Below are 25,839 nucleotides of genomic sequence, written 5' to 3'. Positions count from 1 at the left end.
CTATTTCCGCCCAGGCCCTGGGCCGGCGGCTGAGACACGGCTGTCGGAAGCCCCGCCGGCTAGCACCAGAGCTGCGAGGTTCTCGGCCACAGCAACCGGTCGCGGTGGCGCGCCGCCACCGCTCGAACGAGCGGACTGGTGTCGGCGCACCTCGTCGGCGCTCGTCGTTCCCGACAGCACCAGCGCACCGTCGAGACCGGCGCGCACCGCGGCTGCGATGTCGCTGTCGAGTCGGTCGCCGATGACGAGCACCCGCTCGGCGGCGCCGAGCCGCTCGCGGGCGGCGTCGATCAGGTAGCGCTCGGGCTTGCCGACGATCTGGGCGCGCTTGCCGCTTGCGTACTCGAACAGCGCAACGAGCGCGCCCGTCCCCGGCCACGGGCCCTCCGGATGCGGATAGACGGGGTCGCGCGCCGTCGCCACGAGCGAGGCGCCGTTGTGCAGTGCGAGCGTGGCGACGCGCAGATGCTCGAAGACGAGATCGTCGCTCCCGCCGACGACGACGAGCTCGGCGTGCTCGCCGGCGCGACCCTCGAGGTCCTTGATCCCGGCGGCACGAACGTGGCGCCGCAGCGCGTCGCTTCCCACCACGTAGGCGCTGCGACCGGGGTGCTCGGTCGCTAGGAAGCGCTCCAGCGCCTGACCGACCGTGACAACGTCGCTGGCTGCCACGCGCACTCCTTGTCGCCACAGCTTGCGCACGTACTCTTCGGGTGACCGGCGCGGGTCGTTGGTCGCGAAGACCACTCGCCGTCCGTGCTCGCGCAACGCGGCTACCGCGTCGGACGAGCCGGCGATCGGTTCCTCGCCGACCCACATACAACCGTCGAGGTCGACGATGAAGCCGTCGTAGCGGGCCGCGAATTCGCTCAGAGCCCATGCCACAGCCGCCGCAGCGTAGCGTCCGTTCCGTGTCCACGCTCAGGCACGCTGCGAGCTGGGCTGCGAGCGGGCGATGGGCACTCGCTAGCGACGAGCATGCTGCATGCCCGCCCCGGACGACGCCCGGGCAGCCGGGGCTACCCTTGGAGCGATGAGCTCACCACGTGCCCGTGAAGCGGCGTCCGGACCGGGCGCACAGCTGGCAGCGCCCGTCTTCGACACCGACGAGCGCTCGTTCGACCGCGACGTTATCGAGCGGTCGCACCAGGTACCGGTGATCGTTGACTTCTGGGCCGGCTGGTGCGCGCCGTGCCGCATGCTCGCGCCGGTACTCGAGCGAGCGGTCGAGGCACGTGGTGGCGAGGTTCTGTTGGCGAAAGTCGATGTCGACGCGAATCCAGGGCTCGCCGCGCGTTACGGCGTCCGTGGCATTCCCGCCGTGAAGGCGTTCCGCGACGGCGGTGTGGTCGCGGAGTTCACGGGGGCGCAGCCACCGGCCGCGGTCGACGCGTTTCTTGCTCGCGTCGTCCCCTCCCGCGCCGAGCGCTTGGCGAGGGAGGGCGCGCGAACCCGCGACGAAGCGAAGCTACGCGAGGCGCTGGCGCTCGACCCGCGCAACCGCGAGGCGCGCGTCGCGCTAGCGCGGCTCGTGCTCGAGCGCGGCGAGCTGGCGGAGGCAGCCGCGCTTTTGGAGGAAGTGGCGGGCGACTTCGTCGCCGACGGTTTGCGCGCGCGCGTCGCCCTGCTCGAGGCCGGTGGACCGGATCTGTCACGCCTGGCGCGCGCCTTCGAGCTTGCCGACCGCGGCGCCTATCGCGAGAGCCTCGAGCTGCTCGAGGCCGAGCTAGCGGGAGAGAGTGACCGCGAGCGCCGCGACCTCTTGCGCCGCGTGATGGTCGGCATCTTCGCCGAGCTCGGGCAGGGAGATCCGCTCGCGACCGAGTTCCGGCGGCGTTTGGCGGCCCTCGTCAGCTGAGCGGCGCCGCCGTCAGCGGCCGCTGGCTTTTCGCGCCCGCTCGCGCAAACGCGCGAGCTGTTCCCCCTGGCGCTCGCGCGCCCGGCGCTGGCGCCGCCGGCCGACGAGGGCGAGCGCCGCGATCGCCGCTGCGACAAGCAGCCCGCCGAGCAACACCGACCCCACAAAGCCGATACCGCCGAACGGCAGCGCTACGAGCTCGGCGAGCCCGACTCCCGCGCCCAGCAGCAGCGCGATCACCACGAGGAACAGCGCCACGGCGCGAACGCGTGCGAACGCGCCCGATCCTGGCGGCGGCACCAGCAGGCTGACGAGACGAAGCACGAAGAGCTGCCGACGCGACGGGGGCTCCTGGCCGAGCTTCTGGACAGCTTCGGCGAGCTCATCGGGACGGCGCTCGGCGAGTGCGAGCGACGCTTTCATCATCTGCCTGAGTGCCGGCCGCTCGTGCGGATGGGCACCTGCCAGCGCCTCGTTGAAGTAGCGGCGCGCCGTTTTCGCGTCGTAGCGCTCGGCGGCACGCGCCCCCAGAATCGCGCGTGCAGCGACACGGTGGCGTTGCTCGCGCAGCAGCTCCTCGTCAGAGCGAGACTCGAGCTCCGGTATCGCTTGTAGCGCACCGACACGCAGCTGACGTTTTACCTGTCGCTGCTTCGCCATCGTCGCCTCTCGGTCGGTGCTCGGTCAGTGCGCTAGCTCGGCCGCGAGCGTGATCTCGACCGCTTTCAGTGCCTGCGAGAGCGGGCAGCCATCCTTGGCCTGTTGCGCCAACTCCTGGAACTTCTGTTCGTCGATGCCCGGAACGGTTGCGCGGGCCTCGAGCTCGATGCGCGTGATGCGGAAACCCTCTTCGCCGCGCTCGAGCTTCACGCGCGCCTCGGTGTCGACGCTCTCGGCGGTGAAGCCGTTGCGCTCGAGGGTGGCGTTCAGGGCCATTGCGAAGCAGCCCGCGTGAGCGGCAGCGAGCAGCTCCTCGGGGTTGGTGCCTGTTCCTTCCTCGAAACGCGATGTGAAGGAGTAGGCACCCTCGAACACGCCGCTACCGAGCCGAACGCGACCGTTCCCCTCGCGCAGCGTTCCTTCCCATCGCGCGCTCGCTGTACGCACTGGCATAGTCGCTCGTACCTCCAAAGATCGTTCGTCCCGGCAGCGAACTCTACGCGCTGGCCGCCGGCTCGCGCCCGCGCTACCGTTTGGCTGTGCGGCCAAACGCAGGCTCGGATACTTGTCTGCCACCGGGGCCGCGCCTGCCCGCCCAACTGCAGTTCGCCGAGTGGGTGGTGCGGCCGTGGAGGGTGCTCGATCGCAACCATCGCCGCTATGGCGATGTTTTCACGCTCCGCCTCGGGCCGCGTATCGGAACGTTCGTGCCTGTCGCCGATCCGAAGCTGATCGAACAGATCTTCCGCGGTGACCCGCGCACGTTCCACGCCGGCGAGGGAAACCGCGTGCTGCGTCCGTTGCTCGGGCCGCGCTCGCTTCTGTTGCTCGACGAGGACGAGCACCTGCGCGAGCGGCGCCTGCTTCTTCCGCCGTTCCACGGGCGTGCGCTTGCGTCGTTCCGCGAGCTGATCGCCGACGTCAGCGAGCGCCATCTCGCGCGCTGGCCGAGCGGCACGGTGGTGAAGGTGCGTCCGCTCGCCCAGGCGTTGACACTCGAGGTGATCGCGCGCGCCGTTTTCGGTGTCAGCGGCAGCGACGCTGTCGAACGTGCCTGTCGACTACTCGGGCGTGCGCTCGCTTGGGCATCGGAGCGGCGCCGTCTGTTCGCGTTCGCCCTGCTCGGCCCCGACCGCATGGAACGCAGCGGGATGCTGCGCAGCGCGCTCGCTCCGGTCGAGGAGCTGATTCGCAACGAGGTGGCGCGCGCCCGCCGCGACGAACGCCTCGAAGAGCGTGACGACGTGCTCGCGGTGCTCGTCCGCTCCCGCCGCGAGGACGGGAGCGCACTCACCGACGCTGAGCTCCGTGACGAACTCATCACGCTGCTGGTGGCCGGCCACGAAACCACCGCGACAGCGCTCGCGTGGGGCCTCGAGCGACTCGCTCGCCACCGGCGCGTGGTCGATGGGCTGCGCGACGAGATCGAAGCGGGGGAGGGTCGCGCGCTGCGCGATGCGACGGTGCAAGAGATCCTGCGCTTGCGCCCGGTGATACCGCTCGTGGTGAGGCTGTTGAAGCGGCCCGTCGAGCTCGGGCCGTGGCGGCTACCCGCAGGGGTAGTAGTGGCGCCGGCGATCTATCTCGTGCACATGCGGCCGGACATCTATCCCGATCCGCACGCGTTCCGGCCCGAGCGCTTCCTCGAGCGCCCGCCGGGCACCTACACCTGGTTGCCGTTCGGCGGTGGGGTTCGCCGCTGCATCGGCGCGAGCCTCGCGCAACTGGAGTTGGCGATCGCGCTCGAGCAGATCGTCACGCGATTCGACATAACCCCAGCACGGGACAGTGACGAGCGGCGACTCCGCCGAGCCGTGACCTGGGCGCCTGCCGCCGACGGAGAGGTCGTGCTGCACGTGCGCCAACCCGCGTCTCGAGGCGTGCCCGTCGCTGCCTAGTCGGCGCGCCGGTTAGCGCCGCACAAGCAGGTTGAGGAGCAGCGTCAACAGGACGCTCAGTAGGAGCATGCTTGCGAGTGGCACGTACACCGTCGTGCGGCCGCGCCGCCACACGAGATCTCCGGGCAGCCTGCCGATGCCGAGCTTCGCGAACCCATATGCCAAGACACCTGCGAGAACCAGCAGCAACCCGGCGACGATCAAAAAGCGTGCTGCCGTTTCCATCGCGATCCTTCATCAAGGCTACGACGCTGGAAGCACCGCGACGCACTACGCTCGCTAATACGCTCGCTAATGCGGATTATGTCGAATCGGTGCTGGTCTGCGCTGCCGCCACCCGAGCACTACCGGGGTCGACTAAACCCGCCACCGCCCGAGACTTGCGCGCCGGGCGCGCTCGGGGATAGGCTCGCTCTCCCCCTGTGCGCCGCCGGGGGCGAAATCGCTCCCGGAGGCACTTAAACGGGCGTGTGCCTGCGGCGCGCGCTCGCCGCGGTACGACGGGTCCGAGGAAAAACAAGTGGAGCGTACGGCCGCGCCCCAGCGGGTGCGCGTGCGCAAGAGGAGTTCCACGGTGTCGCAGTTCGCTGTTCGCTTTCCAAGTGCGCACACGCCGCGTTGGCGGCTCTTCCTCTCCAGGCGTTTGGCTGCCACTGTCTCACGCACGCCGGTGATGTGGCGGTGGCGGACGGCGGTCGCGCTCCTGGCGAGCGCTTTCTTAGCTGCGGGTCCCGGTGCGGCGACGGCGGATGCGGGCACGTTCAACGTGATCACGTGCGCAACGGGCCGACAGGAGGCTGGCGTGCCCGTCATCGGTGTGCGCTCGGGCGCGACCGCATTCTCGGCTTGCCCTGCGAACGGCGACCGCTTTCGCGGGATCGTGGCCGGCGTGAGCGCGGAGTCGGGTCCCTTCACCGACGGCGACCACGTCTACTACCACTTCGACGCTGCGGGCAACCGCATCCGCTGGTTGTACGCGCAGCTGACAATGGTGTGCGGAGGCAACGGCTGGTATGCGGGCCTGTTCGACGGCGGCCACGGGTGGTTCTGGGGTCTCGGTGCCGCTGCCACTGGCTGGGACTGCCTGCCGCCGATGCCGAACAGTGGGCCGCGGCCGTACATGGCGTTGAACGTGCGCGGGCGAACAGCGCTGCGCTGGGGCGTCCTCTGTCGCGCGGTTAGCTGTGCCGCTTCGCGGCCCACCTGGAACGGCAAGTGGCGCTACCGCGCCGGCGCCGAGCGGATGCTGTTCTCGGTCGAAGACACAGCAGCACCTACGCTCGCGGTTACCGGCGGCAGCGCTCTCGCAGTGCCTTGGTTGACGGGGCCGCGGTCGATCACTTACCGCGCGAGCGACGCCACGGGGATTGCGAGCGAGGTCGTTGTCGTCGCGCGCAGCGGTGGTTCGGTGGTGCGTCGTCAGGAGCGCACGCTCGCGTGCGACCGCGCCCGTGTCCCGGCTTCGGAGGAAGGTGCTGCTTTCGGGGACAGCGGCCACGAACAGGAGTGGTTCTGGATCCGCGTCGCCGATCAGGCCGGCCGCACGTACCACACGTTCCGTCCCTGCCCGCAGCTTTCTGGCGAGTACGTGCTCGACACCACCACGCTTGCCGACGGCGAGTACCGCATGGCGATCGCCGCCACCGACGCCGCCGGCAACGGTGCGCTCCAGTCCGGACCTGCGCTCCGCATCGACAACACTCCGCCCCCGGCTATCGAACCTGTGGTAGAGCCGTCGCAGCTCGCCTTGAACCGCTCGGACGCGAGCGCCTGGCGGCGGGAGAACCGTTTCGTCGTGCGTTGGCGCAACCCCGATCGTCTGAACGGCGCCCCGTACTCGACCGTCGAGTGGGAGATCTGTGCTCTCGGCGGCGGTAGGTGCAGGGAGGAACGGGCCCGCATCGACGGCGCGAGCGGTGCGTCGAACGGGCTGGTTCTTGCTGTACCCGCTGTCGGCGAGTGGCAGTTGCGAGTGCGCCTGCGCGATGAGGCCGGCCACGCCGGACCGTGGTCGCGGGCACGCGTTCTGCGCTACGACAGCACGATCCCGGAACGCGCGCAGGTCGACCGCCGCAACGGCTGGTTGAACGACGCCGAGGCCAGGTCATACCGGTCGACGGTGCGCATGGAGCTCGAGAGAAGCACCGCGGCGCCAGCGTCGGGCATCGCCGGCTACTCGGTGGCGCTCGACCGAGACCCCGACGACACCGTCGACGTCTGGTCCGACGGTCGGCACGCGAGCGGTTACGAGGCGCATGTGACCCTCGCGGAGCTCTCGGAAGGTGTTCACGAGCTCCGTGCTCGCGCAATCTCCGGCTCGGGCGCGGCGAGCTCCGAGATCGACGCGACCACGCTCGCGGTCGACCGCACGCCCCCGGCGCTGGAGCTCGAAGCGCCCCCCGCCGGTGTGTGGCAGCGAGACGGTGTCCGCGTGACGGTCACCGCCCGCGACCAAGCGCACCTATCGGGCATGCTTCCCGCCCGCAGCGAGACCAAAGATGGCGGGTTCGTCCGGATCTCCACCCGCACCGCCGCGAGACGGTGCGACGGTCGCAGCCCCGCCGAGGCGTCCTGCACGCTCGAGATCGCCACGGACGGACGGCACGTGGCCGCCTACGAAGCGGTCGACGTGGCCGGCAACCGTGCGGTCGGCCCGGCAACCGTGGTGTTGATCGACCGAACGCCGCCGAGCGGCTGGATCGAGAGGCCCGCGCCGTCCGACCCGACACGGCTGCTCGCGGCAGTCAACGACGCAGTGTCGGGCGTCGCCGCAGCGCGCTTTGAGTTCCGCGCGCTCGGCGAAAGCGACTGGCGCCCGCTTGCCACCGAGAAGGTCGCAGCGGGCCGCTTCCAAGCTCGCCTGCGCGACGAGACGCTCGCGCCCGGGCGCTACGAGCTGCGGCTGCTGGCGAAGGATGCTGCCGGCAACATCGCGTCGATCGACACTTTCGGCGCGCCGAGCGGCGCTCGCCCGCGCGCCATCGTCGAGGTGCCGTTGCGCGACCGGCCGCGCCTAGGGCTCGCGGCACCGCTCACCCCCCGCCCGTCGCCACCCAGCGTCGTCGCCTTCGCGTGGTTCCAGAGCGAGCACCTCGTGGTCAGCGGGCGGATCGACCCGCAAGCTGCCGGCAAGGTGCAGGTCGCCGCCACCGTCCGGCGGCGGACGGTGCGCGCCACGGTGCGTTTGCGCGACAGTCGCTTTACGGCGCGCCTGCGTCTCGGCCGTGGAAGCAAAAACGCGCGCGTCACGGTCGTCTTCCCGGGCTCGGCGGCCGTCCGTTCGGCCCGGGTTTCCTTCGTCGCGAAACGCCCGAGCGGGGGAAGCGGGCTCCTGCGCATCGGCTCGCTCGACCTCGACAGGTCGCCGCTCGCGCTGGCCTTCGGTGTCGGGAGCGTGGTGTCCGGCCGCCTCGTTACGAGCGATGGCAGGGCGATCCCTGGCGCCAGGATCGCCCTCGAACGCCGACCCCTCGGCGGTTGGCCGGCCGAGCCTTTGGGCACAGCCGTGACCGGTGACGGCGGCGCCTTCACCGTCCTCGTGCCACCAGGGCCGAGCGGCCGGATAGTCGCGACCTTTGCCGGCGACGGCCGCGCCTTGCCCGCCACTGCCGCTACCGAGCTGCGCGTGGCAGCGCGCGTACGGCTCGCAGCGTCGCGTCGCACCCTGCGCAACGGCGACACGCTGGGCTTGCGTGGCCACGTGGACGGTGGGTACGTTCCACGCGAAGGAGTCATCGTGGCTTTGCAAGCTCTTGCCGGCGACCGCTGGCGCACGTTCGAGACCGTGCGCACCGACAGCTCCGGCCGTTTCCAAGCCGACTATACGTTCCGCTCCGTTACCGCGAGGACGCGCTTCCGGCTGCGCGCCGTGGCGCTGCGCCAGGCGGGTTGGCCCTACGAGCCTGGCGCGAGCCCAGTGGTGAGCGTCGAGGTGGGAGTGCGCAGACGGTGAGCGCGACGCTTCCCGCCGCGCGCAGTCGCGCACTCGCGCTGGCGTTCGCGCTAGCGCTGCTTGCTGGTGTCGCCGCTGCGCCGCCGGCAGCGCCGCGACCCGAAGGCGTCGAGCGCAGAGCGGCTCGCGAGCAGCTCCCTCCCCCCTTTCGCTCCTACTCGCGCCCGGGGATCGACCCAGCTGTGCGCAAAGTCCGGGGACGTGTGCGCGTGCACATCCAGCTGCGTCGTGTGCGCGTCCTACGGGATGTCTTGCGCGCGGCCCGCCGCGTCCAGGCGGCCCAAACTCTGCCCTTGCCGCTCGCGCGCCGCGCGGGCGCCGATGTGGCTCTCGGTCGCCGGTTGGCGCTGCGCAGCGAGCGTGCGCGCGAGCGGAACCTGCGCCTCCTAGCAAGGTTGCTGCGGCCGGGTGCGCACCTGCTCGGCCGTGCGACAGAGCGCGTTCTTGCCCTCGGGGGCCGCGTCGAGGAGTCCGATCCGATCACGCTCTCGCTAACCGCGGAACTGCCGACGCGTGCCGCCATCCGGCTCGCGCGCTCGCCGCTTGTCTGGTCGGTGTCGCTCGCCCCGCGGCGGGACCCTCTGGTGCGCGTCGGCTCCGATGCCGTCGGTGCCCCGATCTGGTGGGTGAACGGAGCTTTCGGCCAACAGCTGCCCGGCTATCCAACCGACGGCACGGGAACAGGCCCCGACCTGTTCATCGCTGGGGACACTGTCGACGGCGAACACCCCGCCTACCGCCCGCTCCTCGCGCAGGGGCGACTGATCGTGCCGCCTGGCTACCGCCCGCTGTGCACGGCCACCGATGCGATCGGCGATCCCTGCAGCCACGGCACCGCGATCGCGGCGATGGCAATCGGTCAAGGCTGCGACCAGCGCTACGACAGCCGCTGCGCACAGCAGGGCAACAGCGCCGAGCTCGGAATCGCGCCCGGAATCGACAAGCTGATCGTCGACGGCGAGCCCCGCTTTGACGAACCCGCGCCCTTGCCCTGCGGCGGCGAGGGATACCCGTTCTTCAGCGGCTATTCGTGGGCGATCGGACTCCCAGTCAGCTTCGTGAGCTCGTCGGGATGCTCGGGGACGTGGCCGATCGCTCCCGACCCCGCCGAGACCGTGAGCGCCAGTCACGGTGGCACCGGCGAGCCGGGCGAAGGGGACGACACGCAATGGGATCGAGGGGCTGACGCCGTGACGTCGTCGGTCGGCATCCTGTTTTTCCGCAGCGCCGGCAACAGCGGCTATTTGTACGACAGCGGCTCGCGCGCGAAGTGCGACGGCCAGAACGAGGTCTGTGTCGGTGCGTTCCAGCCAGGAGCGAGCGTCAGCGACCGCAGCGACGACGAGATCACCTACTTCTCCGAGCGGGGACCGACACCCGGAGGGCGCAAGAAGCCCGACATGGTCGCGGTCGGCGCAGGCTTCGGCCGCTACCCGAACCCCTTCTGGCGCGACTCCGGCGAGCCGCTCTTCACCGGCCGCTGGACGGGAACGTCGTTCTCGGCACCCCAGGCGGCCGCAGCGTCCGTTCTCTTGCACAGCGTCGGGGTCGTCGACCCGCTCGCGCGCAAAGCGCTGCTCCTCAACAGCGCCTACAAGCCGCCCGCGCTCGGCTGTCCTCAGGATTCCGGCTCCGGTCGCGACAGCCAGGGATACAGCCCGAAGTGGGGCTGGTGGGACCCGTGTTGGGGTTGGGGTGCGCTCGACCTCGCGCGCGCCTGGCGCGAGCGCGCGAACTGGGCATCGGGCGTGGTCAGACCAGGGGCGCCGGTCTTCTACCGGACGCGCGTCGAGAGCCCGGACGATCGCGCGACCGTAGCCTGGTACCGGCGCGGCACGATCCGCTGGGTCTCACCGTACGAGCACGAGGTCCTCGCCGCGACTCTCACCGACATCGATCTGGTGCAGGCCGCAGCCGACGAGCGGGTTCAGGAGATCTCGGGGTCGCGCATCGACAACGTCGAGCAAGTTCGCGCCCGGCGCGGAACGTTCCCCCGCCAAGTGATCTACAAAGTGGTCGCCAGATCGCAGATCGACGGCCTCGCCGCCGAGCCGTTCGCGATAGCCGCCACCCGCCCGCTCGAACCGCTCGCAGCGCCGGTGCCCACTGTGAACGTCGAGCGTGCCCGCAGCGGCGACCTGCGGGTCGGCGAGAGCGACACGCTGACGATCTCCGTCCGCAACCCGGCCGACGAGCTCGCGGCCCGCGATGTCGCGCTCGCCGTCGAGCTGCCGCCGTCGCTGCGGGCGGTCGACTCCGCGAGCTTCACCCTCGGCACCCTCGCCCCTGGGGAAAGCGCCCGCGTAGAAGTCCGTGTCACTGCCGTGACAGCGGCGCGTGGCACGGTGCGTGTCACCGCGCGTGCAACCGCGCTCGGCGAGGAACTGAGCGACGGGCGCGAGCTAGCTGTCGCGACACTCCCGCCACCAACAGGTGGTGCGAGCGGCGGTGGCAGCAGCGGCCAACCCGGCGGCTCGCCGCCCGCTTCCGGTGGCGGGAACCCTCCTGCTGGTGGAGCTCCCGGCGGCAACGCCGGACCGGTTCCTTCACGTCCGCCTGCGCCGCGGCCGCGGCTGCGCGACGCGCTCGTCGGTGCTCCGCTGGTTCGCCTTCGCGGCAGAACCGTCGAGCTCGTCTTCCGGGCGCACACCCGCCGCGAGTGGAGGGCGCAGCTGGAGCTGCACGCTCGCCGCGGAACGCGATACCGACGAGTTCGAGCATGGCGTTTGCAGCTCCGCTGTCGCGGTCTCGGGGGCGGTCGCTGGCGCTGTCGCGCGCGCAGATCGCTAACCAGCGGCCAGGTGCGCGGCCGTCGCATCGTCGTCGTGCTTAGCCGCCGCCCCGACAGCGTTTTTCGCTACGTCCGTCACACGCTCGTCGTGCGACGACGCTGATCCTCTCGAGTTATTGGCGGCGCCGCCACGCCTGCCTAAGCTCGCCGCCATGGCCATCCCGGAACCGAGCTCGACCTCGACAGCCCTCGTAACCGGCGCTTCGAGCGGGATCGGGCGCGAGATCGCCCGCCTGCTGGCGCGACGCGGGCACCACGTCACCCTCGTCGCCCGCAACGAACAGCGCTTGCGCGAACTGCAAGCAGAGCTGGGTGGCGAGCAGCGGGCGACCGTGCTCGTCTGCGACCTTGCCGATGCCGGCGAGCGCGACGAGCTCGCCCGGGCGGTGACGCGCACCGTCGACGTGCTCGTTAACAACGCCGGTTTCGGCATCTACAAGCCGTTCGTCGAGAGCGACCGCCAGATGGAGCTCACTCAGGTGCGCGTGCTCGTTGAGGCCGTGGTCGATCTGACGGCGCGCTGGCTGCCGGGTATGGTCGAGCGCCGGCGCGGTTGCGTGATCAACGTCTCCTCGGTCTCCGCCTTCCAACCGCTGCCCGGTAACGCCGGCTACGCCGCTGCGAAAGCGCACGTTTTGCTCTTCAGCGAGGCGCTTCACGCCGAGGTGAAAGAGCACGGCGTGACGGTGACCGCGGTCTGTCCCGGCCCCGTGCACACCGAGTTCCAGGAGCGCAACGGCGCCCACTTCGCCGACCGTCTGCCGCGCTTCGTGTGGCTCGACCCGGAGCGCGTCGCGCGCGACGCCCTCGACGCCGCCGACGCCGGCCGGCGCACCGTGGTTCCAGGCGGCCCCCAGGTGCGCGCCGCGTTCGCCCCCAACCGTTACGTGCCCACCACCATCGCGCTGCCGATCGCCAGCCGGCTTATGCGCGGCTAGACACGCTCGACGCGTGTCGTCAAAGCGATCGGGTTGGTGATGCAGTAGACACCCGGACAGCGCGCGTCGGCCAATGACTTGAGCTCGTCGATCGTGCTGTCGCTGGCGTCGCTCTCGATTGCCAGCGTCCACACCAGATGCTCCACCGGCGGAGCGTCGGCGACACCGAGCGCGCGACGCTGATCGACCGTAGTTTCGACTCGTGCGCGCAACGCCCGCAGCTCGACGCCAGCACGCGCCGCCTCGAGGGCGAACGTCATCGCGTAGCAGGCGACTCCTCCCCACAGACAGTAGGCGACAGGGTTCGGCGCCGTCCCGCCACCGCCCAACGCCGGCGGAAAGTCGGCCTCGAATCGCACGCGGGCGCCGGTGGGCAGCGGGATCTCGCCGACGAACTGCGGCGAGCCCTCGAAACGCCACTCGCCTCCGAGCTCGACCGGCAACCTCGCCGCGGCGGGATCGGCTGCGACCGCTGCTGCCGTCCTCTCGATCGCTTCCACGTCGACGTTGTTCACCTTTTTGCTCATCGTTTGCCTCCGGAACTGTCGTCCGCGACGATCACTGGTGAGGGGCGATCACCGCGCGGCTGGCATCATCGCTCCGCTAGCACGGCGGCCGGCTTCGCCCCCGCACGGCCCGGCGCCTCGGCTTCGCCCGGTTGTTCGCCGGGCGTGCCGTGCCCGAAATGCACTTGCGGTAGCAGCCGATCTAGCCATCCTGGCACCCACCAGGCCCGCTCGCCGAGCAGCCGTAGCGCCACGGGCACCAGCAGCAGGCGTACGAGCAGGGCGTCGAGGAGTACTGCGATACCGAGGATCACGCCCATCTCCTTCGGCGGCAGCGGCCCGGAGAGCGCGAATGTGAAGAACACAGCGACCATCACCGCGGCAGCTGCCAAGACCACACGGCCCGAGTGGGCGACGCCGCCGACCAGAGCTTCCCGTGCCGACTCGCCTCGCTCACGGTGCTCCCGCGCCGACGAGAGCAGGAACACCGTGTAGTCCATCGCGATCGCGAACACCATCGCGAAGAAGAACACGGGCGCCCAGGCGTTCAAGAACCCCTGCGACTCGAAGCCCAGAAGCCCCTCGAAACGTCCGTCTTGGAAAATCAGCTTTGCCGCTCCAAACGCTGCACCGGTGGCGAGCAGGTTGGTCGCCACGCCTACAGCGGCGACCGCGGGGGCACGCAGAGCCACGAGGAGGAGCAGGAAACCGAGGCCCAGCACTACCGCGATCACCGGCAGCGTCCGCTCTGACAGCGCGCGCTCGAGGTCGCGGAACTCGGCCGCGGCCCCGCCGACCTGGGCGCTCGGCGGGAGCGCCGCTCGGAGCTCGTCGATCGAGCGCTTTGCCGCGGCGCTCGAGGGATCGGCGATTGGAACCGCGTGGAACATCACCAGGCTGCCGTCCCGCGAGCGAACGGGTCCGCTTACTGCGGCAACTCCCGGCGTCCTTCGCGCTGCCGAGACGGCCGCCGCCGCGTCGCGTGCGGGCACTACTACCTGCAGCGCGCCGGGGGCGCCAGCGCCGAAAGCGCTCTGGATCGTCTGGTAGCCGAGCCTGGATCCGTCGTCACGGGGAACGACGCGGATCGACGGCATCCCCGTGGATAGGTCGAGCAGCGGCACGCACAGCACCACCAGCGCCACCAAAGCCGGCGTCCCGTACGCGAACGGTCGGCGCACCAACCGCTGGGCCCACGCTGCGAACCGTGGCGACCGGTGGCGACCGACGCTGACCCAAGGTAGCGCGAAGCGATCGACGCGCGGACCGAGCCAGCCGAGCACCGCGGGCAAGAGCGTCAGCGACGCCGCCAGCACGAACACCACCGAGAGCATGATCCCGAGCGCCATCGAGCGGAACGCCGGGCTCGGCACGAGCAGCACCGCGCTCAGCGACACGAGCACCGTCAGCCCGCTGAAGAAGACCGCCTTCCCTGCGGTGTCCATCGTCTCGCCGACCGCTCGCAGCACGTCGTTGCGGGAGCGCGCCAGAGCACCGCGGAAGCGGTAGACGACGAAGAGCGCGTAGTCGATACCGAGCGCCAGCGAGAACATGAGGGCGAAGTTCATCGCCCAGATCGAAACGTCGGTGAGCTGCGTCGTGAGGAAGAGCAGACCGGCAGCCGCGATAAGACCGGCGATCGTCAGCATCAGCGGAAGGCCTGCGGCGACTACCGAACCGAACGCGACGAGCAGGATCGCCAGCGTCACAGGCCACGACAAAAGCTCGGACTTCATCATCGCTGACTTGTTCGCTTCGTTGAAGTCCGACCACATCGCGGAGCTGCCCGTGGTGTAGACGCGCACCTCGGCGTCACCCAGCGCTCGCAGCCGCTTCTTCAGATCTGACGCGGCACGCACCATCTCGTCGGGTGCTGCACCAGCAAGCCCCTGCACGACAGCGGTCCGGCTGTCCCTTGAGAGCGTGAGGCCGGGCAGCGGTGGAACCACGCCGGCGATACGGTCGTCACTGCGCAACGTGCGCGAGACGGCGTCGACCACCCTGGCGAAGCGTGGGTCGCTGGCGGTCAGGCGCTTCGATGTGACGACGACCTGGAGGGCGCTCGAAGACGCTCCTGAGAACTGTCGGTCGAGCGTGTCGCGTGCGCGCACCGACTCCGACCCGACGGCGTACCAGCCCGCCCCGGACAGTGCGTGCTCGGCACGCGGCGCCAGGGCACCCAGCACCGCTACGACCAGGAGCCAGGCCCCGAAGACAAGTCGTCGCCTCTGTACCGCCCAGACCCCGAGTCGCCCGAACGGGCCGTGGCGCGAGTCTGCGCCCGCCGCCTCCTTGCCGGAGCCACCGTCAGGGCCTGCCTGAGCATGACTTCGCCCCTTCGTTCCTGCTCCCGCTGCGTGCGCTGTCTCCAACGTCGACCTCCTGGGGATCGCGATGGCCGTTGTGTGCCTGCTCTCGAAACGCCTGTGGCGACGGGACTGCCGCCCCAGGCAACCGACAATTGAGTGCAACTGTACCACTGTGCAGTCGTACAACGGTTACTTAGCCGAGCCGGGCAAACCGTTTGCGCTCGCCCCTTCCCCTTCTCTTGGCGCGCCGCCCGAACTCGACCGGCAGGGCAAGTAGCTGCTCTCGCCGCACTGCGCACGCCGTGCTTAGATGCGTCACGTGCAGAGCTCGTCGTCTTCCCGCCAGGAACAGACCGTTGCCTTGCCGCCCGAGTCGCGGGTTTTGATCGTCACCGGGGCGTCCAGCGGCATCGGCGCCGCGACAGCGCGCGCCGCCGTTGCGGCGGGTTGGCGTGTGGCGCTCGCGGCACGCCGCCTCGCTCTGCTCGAGGAGCTCGTGCGCGAGCTCGGGAGCGAGCGGACGCTCGCCGTTCGCTGTGACGTCACGCGCTTCGAAGAGCAACAAGAGCTTGTCGAGCGCACCCTCGCTGCGTTCGGCCGCATCGACGCTCTTTTCGCGAACGCCGGGTTCGGAGCCAAGCGCGGCTTCCTAGCCGAGACGCCCGAACACTGGCGGGCGATGGTCGAAACCAACGTGCTCGGCGTCGCCTTCTCGATCCGCGCCGTTCTCCCCCACTTTCTCGAGCGCGGCCGCGGCCACTTCCTGCTCACGAGCTCCGTCGCGGGACGCCGCGTCCTTCCCGGGTCGCTCTACTCGGCGACCAAGTTCGCCGTTACCGCGATCGGCGAGGCGCTCCGCCAAGAGGTTGCCGACACCGACATCAAGGTCACGTTGATCGAGCCCGGAATGGTCGACACGCCGTTTTTCGACGAGCGACCGACCGCCGCGCTCGCGCCCGAGGACGTCGCGCGCTGCGTGCTTTTCGCGCTCGACCAACCGCCGCGCGTCGACCTCAACGAGATCCTTTTGCGGCCGATTCGCCAGCAGCTCTAGGGTCTAGGCGCGGCACGGTCAGTGCGCCACCCAGACCGTTCCCGTCGAGCCGAAGCCCAGGCGGTATTTGAGCGCGGCGGTCAGGTCCCACTCGCGCCCGGCGACGAAGGGACCGCGGTCGACGACACGCGCGATCACCGTCCGCCGCCCGTAGCGGAAGGCGACGCGCGTCCCGCACGGCAGCCAGCGGTGGGCCACGCCGACTGTCGCCGGGTAGAGGCGACCCCCGCACGCCAGCGCGCCGCCGTAGAGACCCGGGCCGTACCACGATGCTGACGCCGGTCGGTAGACGAAGATCCTGCCGAGGCTCCGGATCACGCGATAACGGCGGCCCGGATAGAGCGCCTCGACGGCGATTCGTGCCCGCCAGATGCCGGCGTGCGCAAGCCGCGCCCGCAGCCGCAGCCGCCCGCCGCTCGCGACCCGTCTGCGGGCGAGCGTTCGCCAGCGTCCGGCCCTGCGGATCTGCAGGCGCACCACGAGCGCTGTCGACGAGCGGGCGCGCAGCGCCGCAGCGAGCCCTCCCCCAATGCGCAGGTGACGGCTGAGCACGCGCGCCGAGACGCGCGGCAGCACGGCGACGGCGAGCGGCCGCGAGGTGGCACGAACGCTGCCGCCGGCGAGCGCGACCGCGCGCACCACGCCGCTGTGGCGCGCGCGCCAGCGCAACGAGAACTCGCCGCTCGGCGCGGGGCGAAGGACCGCCAACGGCCGAAAACGGGCACGCCCGTTCGGCGCCAGCGCGACCACGACGAGCTCGGCATTGCGCGCGCGTCCGCGAACGATCACTTTCTTTCCGAACGCCACGCGCTGTGGCGACATCGCGAGAGTGATCGCAAAGCTGTCAGCGCGGTGGTCGCGCGTGGCGGAGGCGGCGAGTGGGCTGTTTTGTGTGTCGTCTGCCTGCGACGCGTAGGCGGTGCCGCCGACGCCCGCGAGCACGAGCGCAAGCACGGCGAGCAGCGACCCACGCGCACCGGTCGTACCGGCGCTGGGGGACACGATCGGGCTCCTTTCCCGGCCCCCGCCTACGGGGTTAGCTGACGGGCTCGCGCGGAGCGGCGTCCTTGCGCCGCGCTACGACCGGACCACCGGCCGATTCGCCCCTGCTCCCATCGCGCTAGCAAGCGCACTTGGCGCTCGTGTGCGCGCGACCGGGCGCTCTTGGTTCCCCCGCCCGCGAGCTCGGGGAGCTCGCGGCTCGGCAGGGCCGCTTCTTCTTCTCTGCGTCCTTACACGACGGCCGCTGCAGGCTAGGGCGAGAAGCGCGAGCCAGTGTGACGTTGGTCACGCAATCACGGACGCCGGGATCGAAAGGCGCTAGCGTCCGAGCGTCGGGGTGCAAACGGGGCAGCTGAAGAGCGAAGGAGGGCGCGGCAGTTGCGGGGCGAGCGCTTGAGCGGTCTCGACACCGCCTTTTTGCAGATCGAGAGCGAGAACGCCCACATGCACGTGGGTGTGGTCCTTACCTTCGCCGGTGACGCCCCCCGCTACGAAGAGCTTCTCTCGCTGCTCGAGCGGCGCTTGCATCTGGTGCCGCGCTACCGCCAACGCTTGCTTGCCCCTCCCCTGCCGCTTGACCGGCCGCGCTGGGTCGACGATCCCCACTTCAACCTGCGCTTCCACCTCCGCCACACCGGTCTACCGGCGCCCGGCTCGGAGAGCCAGCTCAAAGAGCTCGCCGCGCGCATCCTCGCCCAGCGCCTCGACCGCGAGCGTCCGCTCTGGGAGCTTTGGCTCGTCGAGGGACTCGAGGGCGACCGCTTTGCGATCGTGGCCAAAACCCACCATGCGGTGGTAGACGGCATCTCCGGGGTCGACATCGTCACCGTCTTGCTGGACGCCGCGCGCGACCCGGTGCCGACGCCCGCGCCGCCGCCGTGGCTGCCGAGGCCGCTACCTAGCCGCGCCGAGCAGCTGGTCGAGGCGGCCGTCGAGCCGCTGCGTTGGCCGCTCCAGATCGCGCGCGCCGCCCGCGCCGCAGCTGACGACCCGGCGCGGCTGCTCGACGATGCGCGCACAGCGCTCGGCGGTGCCGCTGCCCTCGCCCGTGCCGCCTTCCTACGAGGCGGGGCACGCACCCCCTACAACGGCAAGATCGGACCTCACCGGCGCTTCGACTGGGTGCGCTGCTCGCTCGACGACCTCCGCGCCATCAAGAAGCGGCTCGGCGGCACCGTAAACGACGTCGTGCTCGCCTGCGTAACCGGTGCGCTCCACCACCATCTCCAGGTTCGTGGTGAGCGGGTCGCCGGCGTCGAGCTGAAAGCGCTCGTACCCGTCAGCGTTCGCGCCGAGGTCGAGCGTGGTGTGCTCGGGAACCGTGTCGCCGCCATGATCGCCACGCTTCCCGTGTGGTGCGAGGATCCGCGCGAGCGGCTCGCGCTCGTCCGCGAGCAGATGCGCGACCTTAAGGAGTCGGGCCAAGCGGTCGGCGCGAAGGTGCTCACCGAACTCGGCGATTTCGCTCCGCCAACGATCCTCGCCCAAGCGAGTCGCCTTTTCGCTACGCAGCGCGTGTTCAACCTCGTGGTCACGAACGTCCCGGGGCCGCAGTTTCCCCTCTATCTCCTTGGGCGGCGGTTGATCGAGCCGTTCCCGGTTGTGCCACTGGCGCGCGACCAGGCGCTCGGTATCGCTCTCATGAGCTACGACGGTCGCATCAACTTCGGCCTGCTCGGCGACTACGACCTGATGTGGGACCTCAAGACCTTCGCTCGCTGCCTGCGCTGCTCGCTGCGCGAGCTGGCCGAGGCTGCCGGTATCGAACTCACGGAGCCGTCGCCGTACCTCGCCGTGCCCGACCCGGCGGCCGTTGAGGCGACCGCGTTCGCCGGCAGCGACGACGGCGCGCGGCCGGCGACATAATCGGGCCGTGACGGAACTAGCGGTTGCCGGGACCGAGTCGGCGGGCGACCCGGCGCAGCGAACCGTTTCGGTTTCCGCTGACGCGGGTCGCGGCGCGCTGCGCTTAGCGCTCGCCCAGCTCGACACGGTGGTCGGCGATCTTGCCGGCAACGTCGCGCGTCTGCGCGAGGCAGCCGCCGCTGCGCACGCGAGCGGTGCCGATCTCGTGATCTTCCCGGAGCTTGCCCTCACCGGCTATCCGCCCGAGGACCTGCTGTTACGACCGCACTTCCTGCGCGACACCGAGGCGGCGCTGGACGAGTTTGTCCGCTCGCTGCCCGATGGGCTGGTCGCTCTCGTCGGCGTTCCCACGTTCGCCGACGACGTCTACAACTCGGCGGTCGTCGCGACCCGCGGTCGCGTGCACGCGCGTCACCACAAGGTGCATCTCCCGAACTACGGTGTGTTCGACGAGCGCCGCTACTTCCGCCCGGGCAACGGCGCGCTGCTCGTCGAGCTCGGCGAGGCCGCGGTCGGCGTGACGGTGTGCGAGGACATCTGGGTCGCTGACGGACCGCACGTCGAGCAGGCAGCTGCCGGCGCCGACGTGATCGTCAACCTCTCGGCGTCGCCTTATCACCGCGGCAAGGGCCGCGACCGCGAGCGGATGCTCCGTCAGCGCGCCGCCGACCTCGTTGCTTTTGTCGTCTTCTGCAACCTCGTCGGCGGGCAGGACGAACTGGTTTTCGACGGCCACTCTCTCGTCTGCGGTCCGCGCGGCGAGCTGCTGGCGCGCGCGGCCCAGTTCGAAGAGACCGTTCTCGTCTGCGATCTCGACATCGCCGCGGCGCGCGCACAGCGGCTCCACGATCCCCGCCACCGCTCGCTTTTCCCGGCCTCGGCGGGCGCGGTGCGGCGCGTTGGGCTCGAGCACATCGAACGCGCGTCGCGCACGACGCTGCCGGACGGCGCTAGAGGGTCGCGGAGCGACCCGCATGCCGGCGGGCCCGCCGCCCCGATCGTGTCACTGCTCGACGAGAACGAGGAGGTGTACCGCGCCCTCGTCGTCGGTTTGCGCGACTACGTCGAGAAAAACCGCTTCCAACGTGTGGTCGTCGGGCTCTCCGGAGGGATCGACTCGGCGCTCACAGCAGTGGTGGCGGTCGACGCGCTCGGCAGCGACCGAGTCGAGCTCGTGACGATGCCCTCCCCCTATTCGTCCTCCGGCACGCGAGCCGATGCCCGTGCGATAGCCGAGCGGCTCGGTGTCGAGCTGCGGACGCTCGCGATCGAGCCGGCGATGCAGGCCTTCTCCGCGATCCTGCGCGAGCAGTTCGCCGGCCGCCCGCCCGACGTGACCGAAGAGAACATCCAGGCGCGCATTCGCGGCACGTTGCTCATGGCGTTGTCGAACAAGTTCGGCTGGCTGGTGCTCACCACCGGCAACAAGTCCGAGCTGTCGGTCGGGTACGCGACGCTCTACGGCGACATGGCCGGTGGGTTCGCGGTGCTCAAGGACGTGTTCAAAACCCACGTCTACCAGCTGGCGCGCTGGCGCAACGAGCAAGCGCAAAGGCGCGGCGAGGTGCCGCCGATCCCGCAGAGCGTGATCGACCGTCCGCCGAGCGCCGAACTCAGGCCCGGGCAGCGCGACGACGAGACGCTGCCGCCTTACGAACTGCTTGACGCGATCCTGGAGAGCTACGTCGAGCGCGACCTCGACGCTGCCGCACTTGTGCGGCGCGGCTACCCCGCCGACATCGTCGAGCGTGTGCTGGCGATGGTCGATGCGGCGGAGTACAAGCGCCGGCAGGCGCCGCCGGGGGTACGGGTGTCGGTGCGCGCGTTCGGCCGCGACCGTCGCGTCCCGATCACGAACCGCTACCGGTCAGGCGCTGACCGCCGCTAGCCGATCTCTGTTCGTCGTCGCGTGGGACGGGCCGCACCGCCATCGTCACGCGCGACACCGCGCACAGCCGGCCGTCGTCGTCGGTGAGGTCGACGTCCCACACCCACGTCGTCCGACCCCGGTGGCGAACGCGCGCCTGCGCGTGGACCGTGCCCCCTGAGACGGGGCGCAGAAAGCTCGTGCTGTTCGAAAGCCCGACGGCGTACTTGCCCTCGTCGCGAACCGCGAAGTAGGTGCTCGCCGAGCACACCGACTCGGCGAGTGCGGCGTAGGCGCCGCCATGGACGATGCCGAACGGTTGGCGCACGCGGTTTTCGACGCGGAAGCGAGCGCGCGCCTGATCAGGCTCGAGGGCGAGAATTTCGAAGCCGAGGGCGCCGTCGAGAGTCTCGGCCGGGTCGAGGAACCGTCCTTGGTGCACGGGCGGTCAGGCTATCGTTCGCGCGGCATGGGCGTGGGGTTCGCGGTGCTTTCGCGGGATGAGCAGCAGCTGCTCGAGCTGCTGGCCGCCGGTGGCGCTAGCTACCGTGACGCCGCCCGCCAACTCGGCTTGTCGCAGGCGCGCGCGCGCGCTCTCGCAGAGGAGGCACTAGCTGCCCTCACGCCGCTGACGGCCGCCGGCGTCGATCCCGAGTGGCGCAGCGACATCGTCGACTACCTCCTCGGGCAGGCGGAAGCTGTCGAGGCCGAGGCGACACGCGCCTATCTGCGCCGCTCGCAAGCGGCACGCGTTTGGGCGGCGTCGGTAGTTGACACGCTCGCGCCACTGCTCGGGGAGCGGGTTCCCGAGGTTCCGGGGCTCGAGCTGGCGTCGGGGGCCGCGTCCGCGCCCCGCTCGGATGCCGGCGCGCCGCGCGAGCGACGCACGTCCACGGCACGCGGAGCGCGCGGCGTTCGCGACGTCAGCGCAGCCGCCGGGGCGTTGGCGCTCGCTTTCGCTCGCCGATTCTCGAGCTCGGCTTCCCTTCTGCGCCGTCTCCCCCGCGGTGCGCGCGTAGCACTCGCAGCGGCGTCGCTTGTCGTGTTTGCTGTCGCTGTCGCGGTCTGGCCGCTTGGGCTCTTGCGTGGCGGAGAAGCCTCTTCGCGCAGCGGCCAGGCGGCGAGCACCACGACGGCCCCGCGCGTCGTCTCGTACACCCTGCTCTCGCCGCCCGGCCAGACGCCTCAGAGCACAGCGGCGAGCCCGAGCACGGGCCAACAGACGACCACGACCGCCAGCCGGCGCCCGGCCGGCATCGCGATCCTGGTTCGCCGTGGCGGAGGGTGGGAGCTGAACGTTCAGGCCGCCGGGCTCGAGCCTTCAACACGCAACGAGGTGTACGAGGTCTGGCTCTATAACTCGCCGCGCGATCTGCGCTCGCTGGGCGGACAAGTGACCGACCAGCAGGGCAACTTCGTCGGTGTCGCACGCCTGCCGCGCGATGCCTGGCGCTACCGCTACGTCGACATCTCGCGCGAGGCGCTCGACGGCAACCGCAGCCACTCGGGGCGTTCGGTGCTGCGTGGCTCGCTCCCGCGCCGTCGCTGAGCCGGGTGCCCTCGCGCCGGCTCCCCGCACCCGCGCCCAAAGCACGGGGCAGGAGCCGCCCCGTCACCGACCTTCCTCAGGGCAGCAGCTTGCCCGGGTTCATGATCCCGTCGGGATCGAGCTCGCGCTTGAGCGCGCGGAGGGCGGCCAGACCGAGGGCGCTGTCTTCGGCCTCGAGCCACTCGCGGTGGTCGCGGCCCACCCCGTGGTGGTGGGTGATCGTGCCGCCGTTCGCCACGATCGCCTCACAAGCAGCGCGCTTCGCAGCGGCCCAAAGCGCGATGCGCTCCTCGGCCTCGGCGGGTGCGAGAAAGGTGAAGTAGAGCGAAGCGCCGGGCTCGTAGAGGTGCGAGACGTGGCACATCACCACAGGGTCGGGAGTGACCCGTGTCAGCGCGCTGCGCAGCGCACCGCGAACCGCCCCGTACAAGCGCGCGAGGTTGCTCCACAGCGTTGCCGTTTCGAGCGTTTCGACGAGCACGCCGTAGTCGAGCAGCGCGTCGCGCAGGTAAGGTCCGCGGAAGCGCTCGCGCTCCCACTGGCGCGCCGGCCGCGCGCCGAGCGCCAGCCCTCCGTGGCCGCGCAACACACGGCGGCAACGCGCGCGCCGCCAAGCGACGTCGTGGCCGTCGCCCTCGTAGATCGTGACGAGCAAGCACGGCTGGCGGTGACCGCGCAAACGCAGGTAGCGACGCACAAGCGCGACGCCCGGGTGATCGCCAGCCAGCGCCAGCGAGATGGCTGTTTCCTCTTCGTCCGACAGCCGAGCCACATCGGGGAGAACGCGCTCCTGGGCGAGCGCACGCAGCGCTTCGCAACCGTCGGCGAAGGAGGGCAGCGACCACGCTTCGTAGTGGCGTGCGGCGGGCAGCGGGCGCACGCGCAAGGAACATTCCGTGACGACGCCGAGCGTGCCCTCGCTGCCCAGCACCAACCGGCGCAGATCGGGCCCGGCGGCAGTAGCTGGCAGCGCCGGCAACACCAGCCTTCCGGCCGGTGCGACGAGATCGGTGCCGACGAGAACGTCGTCGATCCGGCCGTAGCCGCTCGACGCCTGGCCCGACGAGCGTGCCGCAACCCAGCCGCCGACCGTCGAGAACTCGAACGACTGCGGGAAGTGTCCGAGCGTCACGCCGTGCGCGCTTAGCGCGCGCTCGAGGTCGGGGCCGGTCGTGCCCGCACCGACGGTGGCGACGCGCGCGGCAGGGTCGACCGCCAGCACGCCGCTTAACCGCCGCAGGTCGAGCGTCACGACCGCACCGTGTTTCCCGGGCAGCGGCTCGACGCCTCCCACCACGCTCGTACCCCCACCGAAGGGCACCACGGCGACACCTTCGCTGCGCGCGATCGCGAGCACGCGCTCGACCTCGGCTGCCGAGCCGGGCATCACCACAGCGTCCGGCGCGGTCGCGAGATCGCCCGTTCGCAGGCGCACGAGATCCGGGTAGCTGCGTCCCACCGCGTGACTTACGCGGGCGATGCGGTCGCTGTGGACGTGGGCCGCGCCGACGGCCTCGCCGAGACGCTTGCGCACCCGCTCGTCGAGCCTGCAATCGGGTAGCTCGATGTCGCCGAGCGCGACAGGGGCGTCGACCCGGGCACCGTCAAGACCGAAGCGTTCGCGCAGAAGCTTCCTCGCCGCCTCGGGGAGCGGGCTCGCCTCGCTGTCGCGGCCCCACCCCCACCACCGCATGGGTGCCACCGGCGGCACGTACGTGTCTGTGCGCTGCGAACGCGAGTTGCTGGCCTCGCTCACGGGCATTCCTTTCGTCACCGGCGGACGCACTCTTGCCCCATCCGACGCTCGTCAGGCCTTTCGCGGGTCCCCGGCCAGCAGCGCGTCGAGCCGCGCAAGCGCGCTGTCGGCCGTCCGGCGGAAGGCGCGACGCACCTGCCAACGGCCAAGCCTGCCCAGGCCTTTGAGCTCGACGCGCGCGGTGGCCGCGATCTCCGTCCGTTCCCTCGCGCCGTCGCCCCGGCGCGCTAGCTCGAAGGCCCACTCGACGCGGCGAAACGTGCGTCCGAACGGCGTGCCGTCGACGCGCTGGCGGAAAACGAACCGTGTCGGCTCGTGCGTCTCGCAGCGCTCGAACACCGCCGTCACCGTTGCTTGCGGTCGCCGCGGGGGCGCGAGCCGTGCACGCCAAGCACCGGCGCCGGCGCGCTCGGAGGATACGGCGCGCGGCCACCACTCGCCGAATCGCCACGGATCAACTAGCACCGCCCACACCGAGCTGCGGGGCGCGGCGACGGTCCGTCTGCGCTCGACAACGATCAAGGCGAGTCGTAAACGATCAGGCTCTCGACCCGCCGTCCGCGTAGCCGCTCGCGTCCGCCGAGGAACGCCAACTCGATCACGAACGCACAGGCGACGATCTCGCCCCCGGAACGCTCGACGAGCTCGCACAGCGCGGCCGCAGTCCCGCCCGTCGCCAGGAGGTCGTCGTGCACCAGCACCCGAGCCCCGCCCGCAAGCGCGTCGGCGTGCATCTCGAGAGCGTCGACGCCGCACTCGAGCTGGTACTCGACGGACTGGGTTTCGCGCGGCAGCTTGCCCGGCTTGCGGGCGAGGACGAAGCCGGCGTCGGCGGCAGCGGCGATCGCGCCACCGAGCACGAAACCACGCGCTTCAGCGGCGAGCACGTAGTCGGCTCGTAGCTCGCGCGCCAGAGCGGCGAACCGGTCGACGACATAGCGCAGGGCGCGATGGTCAAGAAACAGCGGGGTGATGTCCTTGAAGACGATCCCTGGCCGCGGAAAGTCGGGAATGTCAGTGATGTAGCGCTTGAGCTCCACCGCGCTGCGAGAGCCTAACCCGCGCAGCACCGCGGCGGTCTTCAGCCGGCGAAGCGTCGCAGGTCGCGCACCAGCAGGAGATGGCGGAGCTGCGAGAGCGCCTCAGCTAGTCGCTCGAGCTGCTCGAGCGCCTCCTTGCGCCGCTCGGGGTTGCGCGAGCGCAGGCTCGGGCCGAGCACCTGTTCGAGCAGCGTGACCTCGCGCTCGGCCGAGGTTCGTAACAAGCGCAGATTGCGACCGCCGACGCCGAACTCGCGCAGCCTTACTGCCGCACGCAAGATCTCGACTTCGCTGTCGTCGAGCATCGGCTCGCCGTCGCGAACCGTGCCTTTCACTATCCCGAACTCCTGCAACTCGCGCAGCAGCTGCGCGTCGGCGCCGGTCTCGGCGAGAGCGTCGCTAACCCGGCGCAGCGAGGGCGGGGTGCGCAGCGAAACCGCCGGGCGCGACCGCGAACGCACCGGTGCGTGATCGCTCGCCGTGGTCGCGACGCCCGACTCGAGCTCCTGGCGGATCACGCGCAACGGCAGGAACTCGTCGCGCTGCAGGCGCAGGATCGTGCGCAGCCGTTCCACGTCGGCGGGCGTGTAGATCCGGTAGCCCCCGGGCGTGCGCTGCGGCGAGAGCAGTTTCTGGTATTCGAGATAGCGGATCTTCGATATCGAAAGCCCGGGAAACTCGCGCTCGAGCTGTTTGCACACAGCGCCGATCGTCATCCCCCGAACGCGCTGACCTTGGCCCGCATCGCTGCTTGCGGGCTGATTCCGGGTGCTCTCGCCGCTCTTGCTATCAG

The 25,839-nt window shown here is 70.6% G+C and carries 21 protein-coding genes; 9 read left to right on the top strand and 12 right to left on the bottom strand.

Annotated elements, in window-relative coordinates; all coding sequences use genetic code 11:
* Positions 1-885, bottom strand: coding sequence for an HAD-IIA family hydrolase (locus tag JDY09_RS05075; protein ID WP_274715845.1), 885 nt, complete (start codon positions 883-885; stop codon positions 1-3).
* A 148-nt stretch (positions 886-1,033) separates the two neighbouring features.
* Here JDY09_RS05075 and JDY09_RS05070 point away from each other — a divergent pair, with 148 nt between their 5' ends.
* Positions 1,034-1,858 carry a thioredoxin family protein gene (locus tag JDY09_RS05070; RefSeq protein ID WP_274715844.1) on the top strand — a complete coding sequence of 275 codons (825 nt, stop codon included), beginning with the start codon at positions 1,034-1,036 and terminating at the stop codon, positions 1,856-1,858.
* 12 nt (positions 1,859-1,870) lie between these two features.
* Here JDY09_RS05070 and JDY09_RS05065 read toward each other — a convergent pair whose 3' ends face one another.
* A complete protein-coding gene (locus JDY09_RS05065; RefSeq protein WP_274715843.1) occupies positions 1,871-2,518 on the bottom strand; it encodes a hypothetical protein in 648 nt (215 codons plus the stop codon).
* Positions 2,519-2,542: 24 nt separating this feature from the next.
* A complete protein-coding gene (locus JDY09_RS05060) occupies positions 2,543-2,971 on the bottom strand; it encodes an OsmC family protein (RefSeq protein WP_274715842.1) in 429 nt (142 codons plus the stop codon).
* Between the two features lie 86 nt (positions 2,972-3,057).
* On the opposite strand from JDY09_RS05060, the gene JDY09_RS05055 reads away from it, so the two are divergent.
* On the top strand, positions 3,058-4,416 hold the full coding sequence (locus tag JDY09_RS05055; RefSeq protein ID WP_274715841.1) for a cytochrome P450: 1,359 nt from the start codon (positions 3,058-3,060) through the stop codon (positions 4,414-4,416).
* 12 nt (positions 4,417-4,428) lie between these two features.
* Here JDY09_RS05055 and JDY09_RS05050 read toward each other — a convergent pair whose 3' ends face one another.
* Entirely contained in the window at positions 4,429-4,641 is a 213-nt protein-coding gene (locus tag JDY09_RS05050) for a DUF2905 family protein (protein WP_274715840.1), read from the bottom strand.
* Positions 4,642-5,305: 664 nt separating this feature from the next.
* Between JDY09_RS05050 and JDY09_RS05045 the strand changes: the two genes are divergently transcribed.
* Genes JDY09_RS05045 through JDY09_RS05035 form a run of 3 tightly spaced genes read left to right on the top strand, consistent with a single transcriptional unit; the run spans position 5,306 to position 12,097 of the window.
* Positions 5,306-8,368 (top strand): carboxypeptidase-like regulatory domain-containing protein, encoded by a 3,063-nt coding sequence (locus JDY09_RS05045; RefSeq protein WP_274715839.1) that lies wholly within the window; start codon positions 5,306-5,308, stop codon positions 8,366-8,368.
* Positions 8,365-11,262 carry a S8 family serine peptidase gene (locus JDY09_RS05040; RefSeq protein ID WP_274715838.1) on the top strand — a complete coding sequence of 966 codons (2,898 nt, stop codon included), beginning with the start codon at positions 8,365-8,367 and terminating at the stop codon, positions 11,260-11,262. Before JDY09_RS05045 ends, JDY09_RS05040 begins: the two co-directional genes overlap by 4 nt.
* 49 nt (positions 11,263-11,311) lie before the next feature.
* Entirely contained in the window at positions 11,312-12,097 is a 786-nt protein-coding gene (locus JDY09_RS05035) for an SDR family NAD(P)-dependent oxidoreductase (RefSeq protein ID WP_274715837.1), read from the top strand.
* Here JDY09_RS05035 and JDY09_RS05030 read toward each other — a convergent pair.
* Both JDY09_RS05030 and JDY09_RS05025 read right to left on the bottom strand, forming a co-directional pair.
* A complete protein-coding gene (locus JDY09_RS05030) occupies positions 12,094-12,624 on the bottom strand; it encodes an OsmC family protein (protein ID WP_274715836.1) in 531 nt (176 codons plus the stop codon). The two genes, JDY09_RS05035 and JDY09_RS05030, sit on opposite strands and share 4 nt — an antisense overlap.
* 65 nt (positions 12,625-12,689) lie before the next feature.
* The gene (locus JDY09_RS05025; protein WP_274715835.1) at positions 12,690-14,789 is read right to left on the bottom strand and encodes an MMPL family transporter; all 2,100 of its coding nucleotides are present in this window, start codon (positions 14,787-14,789) and stop codon (positions 12,690-12,692) included.
* A gap of 442 nt (positions 14,790-15,231) precedes the next feature.
* On the opposite strand from JDY09_RS05025, the gene JDY09_RS05020 reads away from it, so the two are divergent.
* The gene (locus tag JDY09_RS05020) at positions 15,232-15,966 is read left to right on the top strand and encodes an SDR family oxidoreductase (protein ID WP_274715834.1); all 735 of its coding nucleotides are present in this window, start codon (positions 15,232-15,234) and stop codon (positions 15,964-15,966) included.
* Positions 15,967-15,984: 18 nt separating this feature from the next.
* Here JDY09_RS05020 and JDY09_RS05015 read toward each other — a convergent pair whose 3' ends face one another.
* Positions 15,985-16,968, bottom strand: coding sequence for a septal ring lytic transglycosylase RlpA family protein (locus JDY09_RS05015; protein WP_274715833.1), 984 nt, complete (start codon positions 16,966-16,968; stop codon positions 15,985-15,987).
* 378 nt (positions 16,969-17,346) lie between these two features.
* Between JDY09_RS05015 and JDY09_RS05010 the strand changes: the two genes are divergently transcribed.
* Both JDY09_RS05010 and JDY09_RS05005 read left to right on the top strand, forming a co-directional pair.
* The gene (locus tag JDY09_RS05010) at positions 17,347-18,834 is read left to right on the top strand and encodes a WS/DGAT/MGAT family O-acyltransferase (RefSeq protein WP_274715832.1); all 1,488 of its coding nucleotides are present in this window, start codon (positions 17,347-17,349) and stop codon (positions 18,832-18,834) included.
* Positions 18,835-18,841: 7 nt separating this feature from the next.
* Positions 18,842-20,722, top strand: a complete 1,881-nt coding sequence (locus tag JDY09_RS05005; protein WP_274715831.1) for an NAD+ synthase — start codon at positions 18,842-18,844, stop codon at positions 20,720-20,722.
* On the opposite strand, the gene JDY09_RS05000 is transcribed toward JDY09_RS05005, so the two are convergent.
* The gene (locus JDY09_RS05000; protein ID WP_274715830.1) at positions 20,685-21,143 is read right to left on the bottom strand and encodes a PaaI family thioesterase; all 459 of its coding nucleotides are present in this window, start codon (positions 21,141-21,143) and stop codon (positions 20,685-20,687) included. The two genes, JDY09_RS05005 and JDY09_RS05000, sit on opposite strands and share 38 nt — an antisense overlap.
* A 27-nt stretch (positions 21,144-21,170) precedes the next feature.
* Here JDY09_RS05000 and JDY09_RS04995 point away from each other — a divergent pair, with 27 nt between their 5' ends.
* Complete coding sequence (locus tag JDY09_RS04995; RefSeq protein ID WP_274715829.1) at positions 21,171-22,250, top strand: hypothetical protein; 1,080 nt, start codon at positions 21,171-21,173, stop codon at positions 22,248-22,250.
* Positions 22,251-22,326: 76 nt separating this feature from the next.
* On the opposite strand, the gene JDY09_RS04990 is transcribed toward JDY09_RS04995, so the two are convergent.
* The 4 genes from JDY09_RS04990 to JDY09_RS04975 are packed head-to-tail and all read right to left on the bottom strand — an operon-like array spanning position 22,327 to position 25,762.
* The gene (locus tag JDY09_RS04990) at positions 22,327-24,012 is read right to left on the bottom strand and encodes an FAD-binding oxidoreductase (protein WP_428837464.1); all 1,686 of its coding nucleotides are present in this window, start codon (positions 24,010-24,012) and stop codon (positions 22,327-22,329) included.
* Positions 24,013-24,057: 45 nt separating this feature from the next.
* Positions 24,058-24,528, bottom strand: coding sequence for an SRPBCC family protein (locus JDY09_RS04985; RefSeq protein ID WP_274715827.1), 471 nt, complete (start codon positions 24,526-24,528; stop codon positions 24,058-24,060).
* Positions 24,525-25,046: an adenine phosphoribosyltransferase gene (locus tag JDY09_RS04980; protein ID WP_274715826.1), complete on the bottom strand. Its 522-nt coding sequence runs from the start codon at positions 25,044-25,046 to the stop codon at positions 24,525-24,527. The genes JDY09_RS04985 and JDY09_RS04980 overlap by 4 nt, the downstream gene beginning before the upstream one ends.
* A 41-nt stretch (positions 25,047-25,087) precedes the next feature.
* Entirely contained in the window at positions 25,088-25,762 is a 675-nt protein-coding gene (locus JDY09_RS04975; protein ID WP_274715825.1) for a MerR family transcriptional regulator, read from the bottom strand.
* Between the last annotated feature and the right edge of the window lie 77 nt (positions 25,763-25,839).

The sequence above is a fragment of the Thermoleophilum album genome (assembly GCF_028867705.1).
GTDB lineage: Bacteria > Actinomycetota > Thermoleophilia > Solirubrobacterales > Thermoleophilaceae > Thermoleophilum.
The sequence above is the reverse complement of the archived record's forward strand: the minus strand, read 5'-3'. Positions and strand labels throughout refer to the sequence as shown.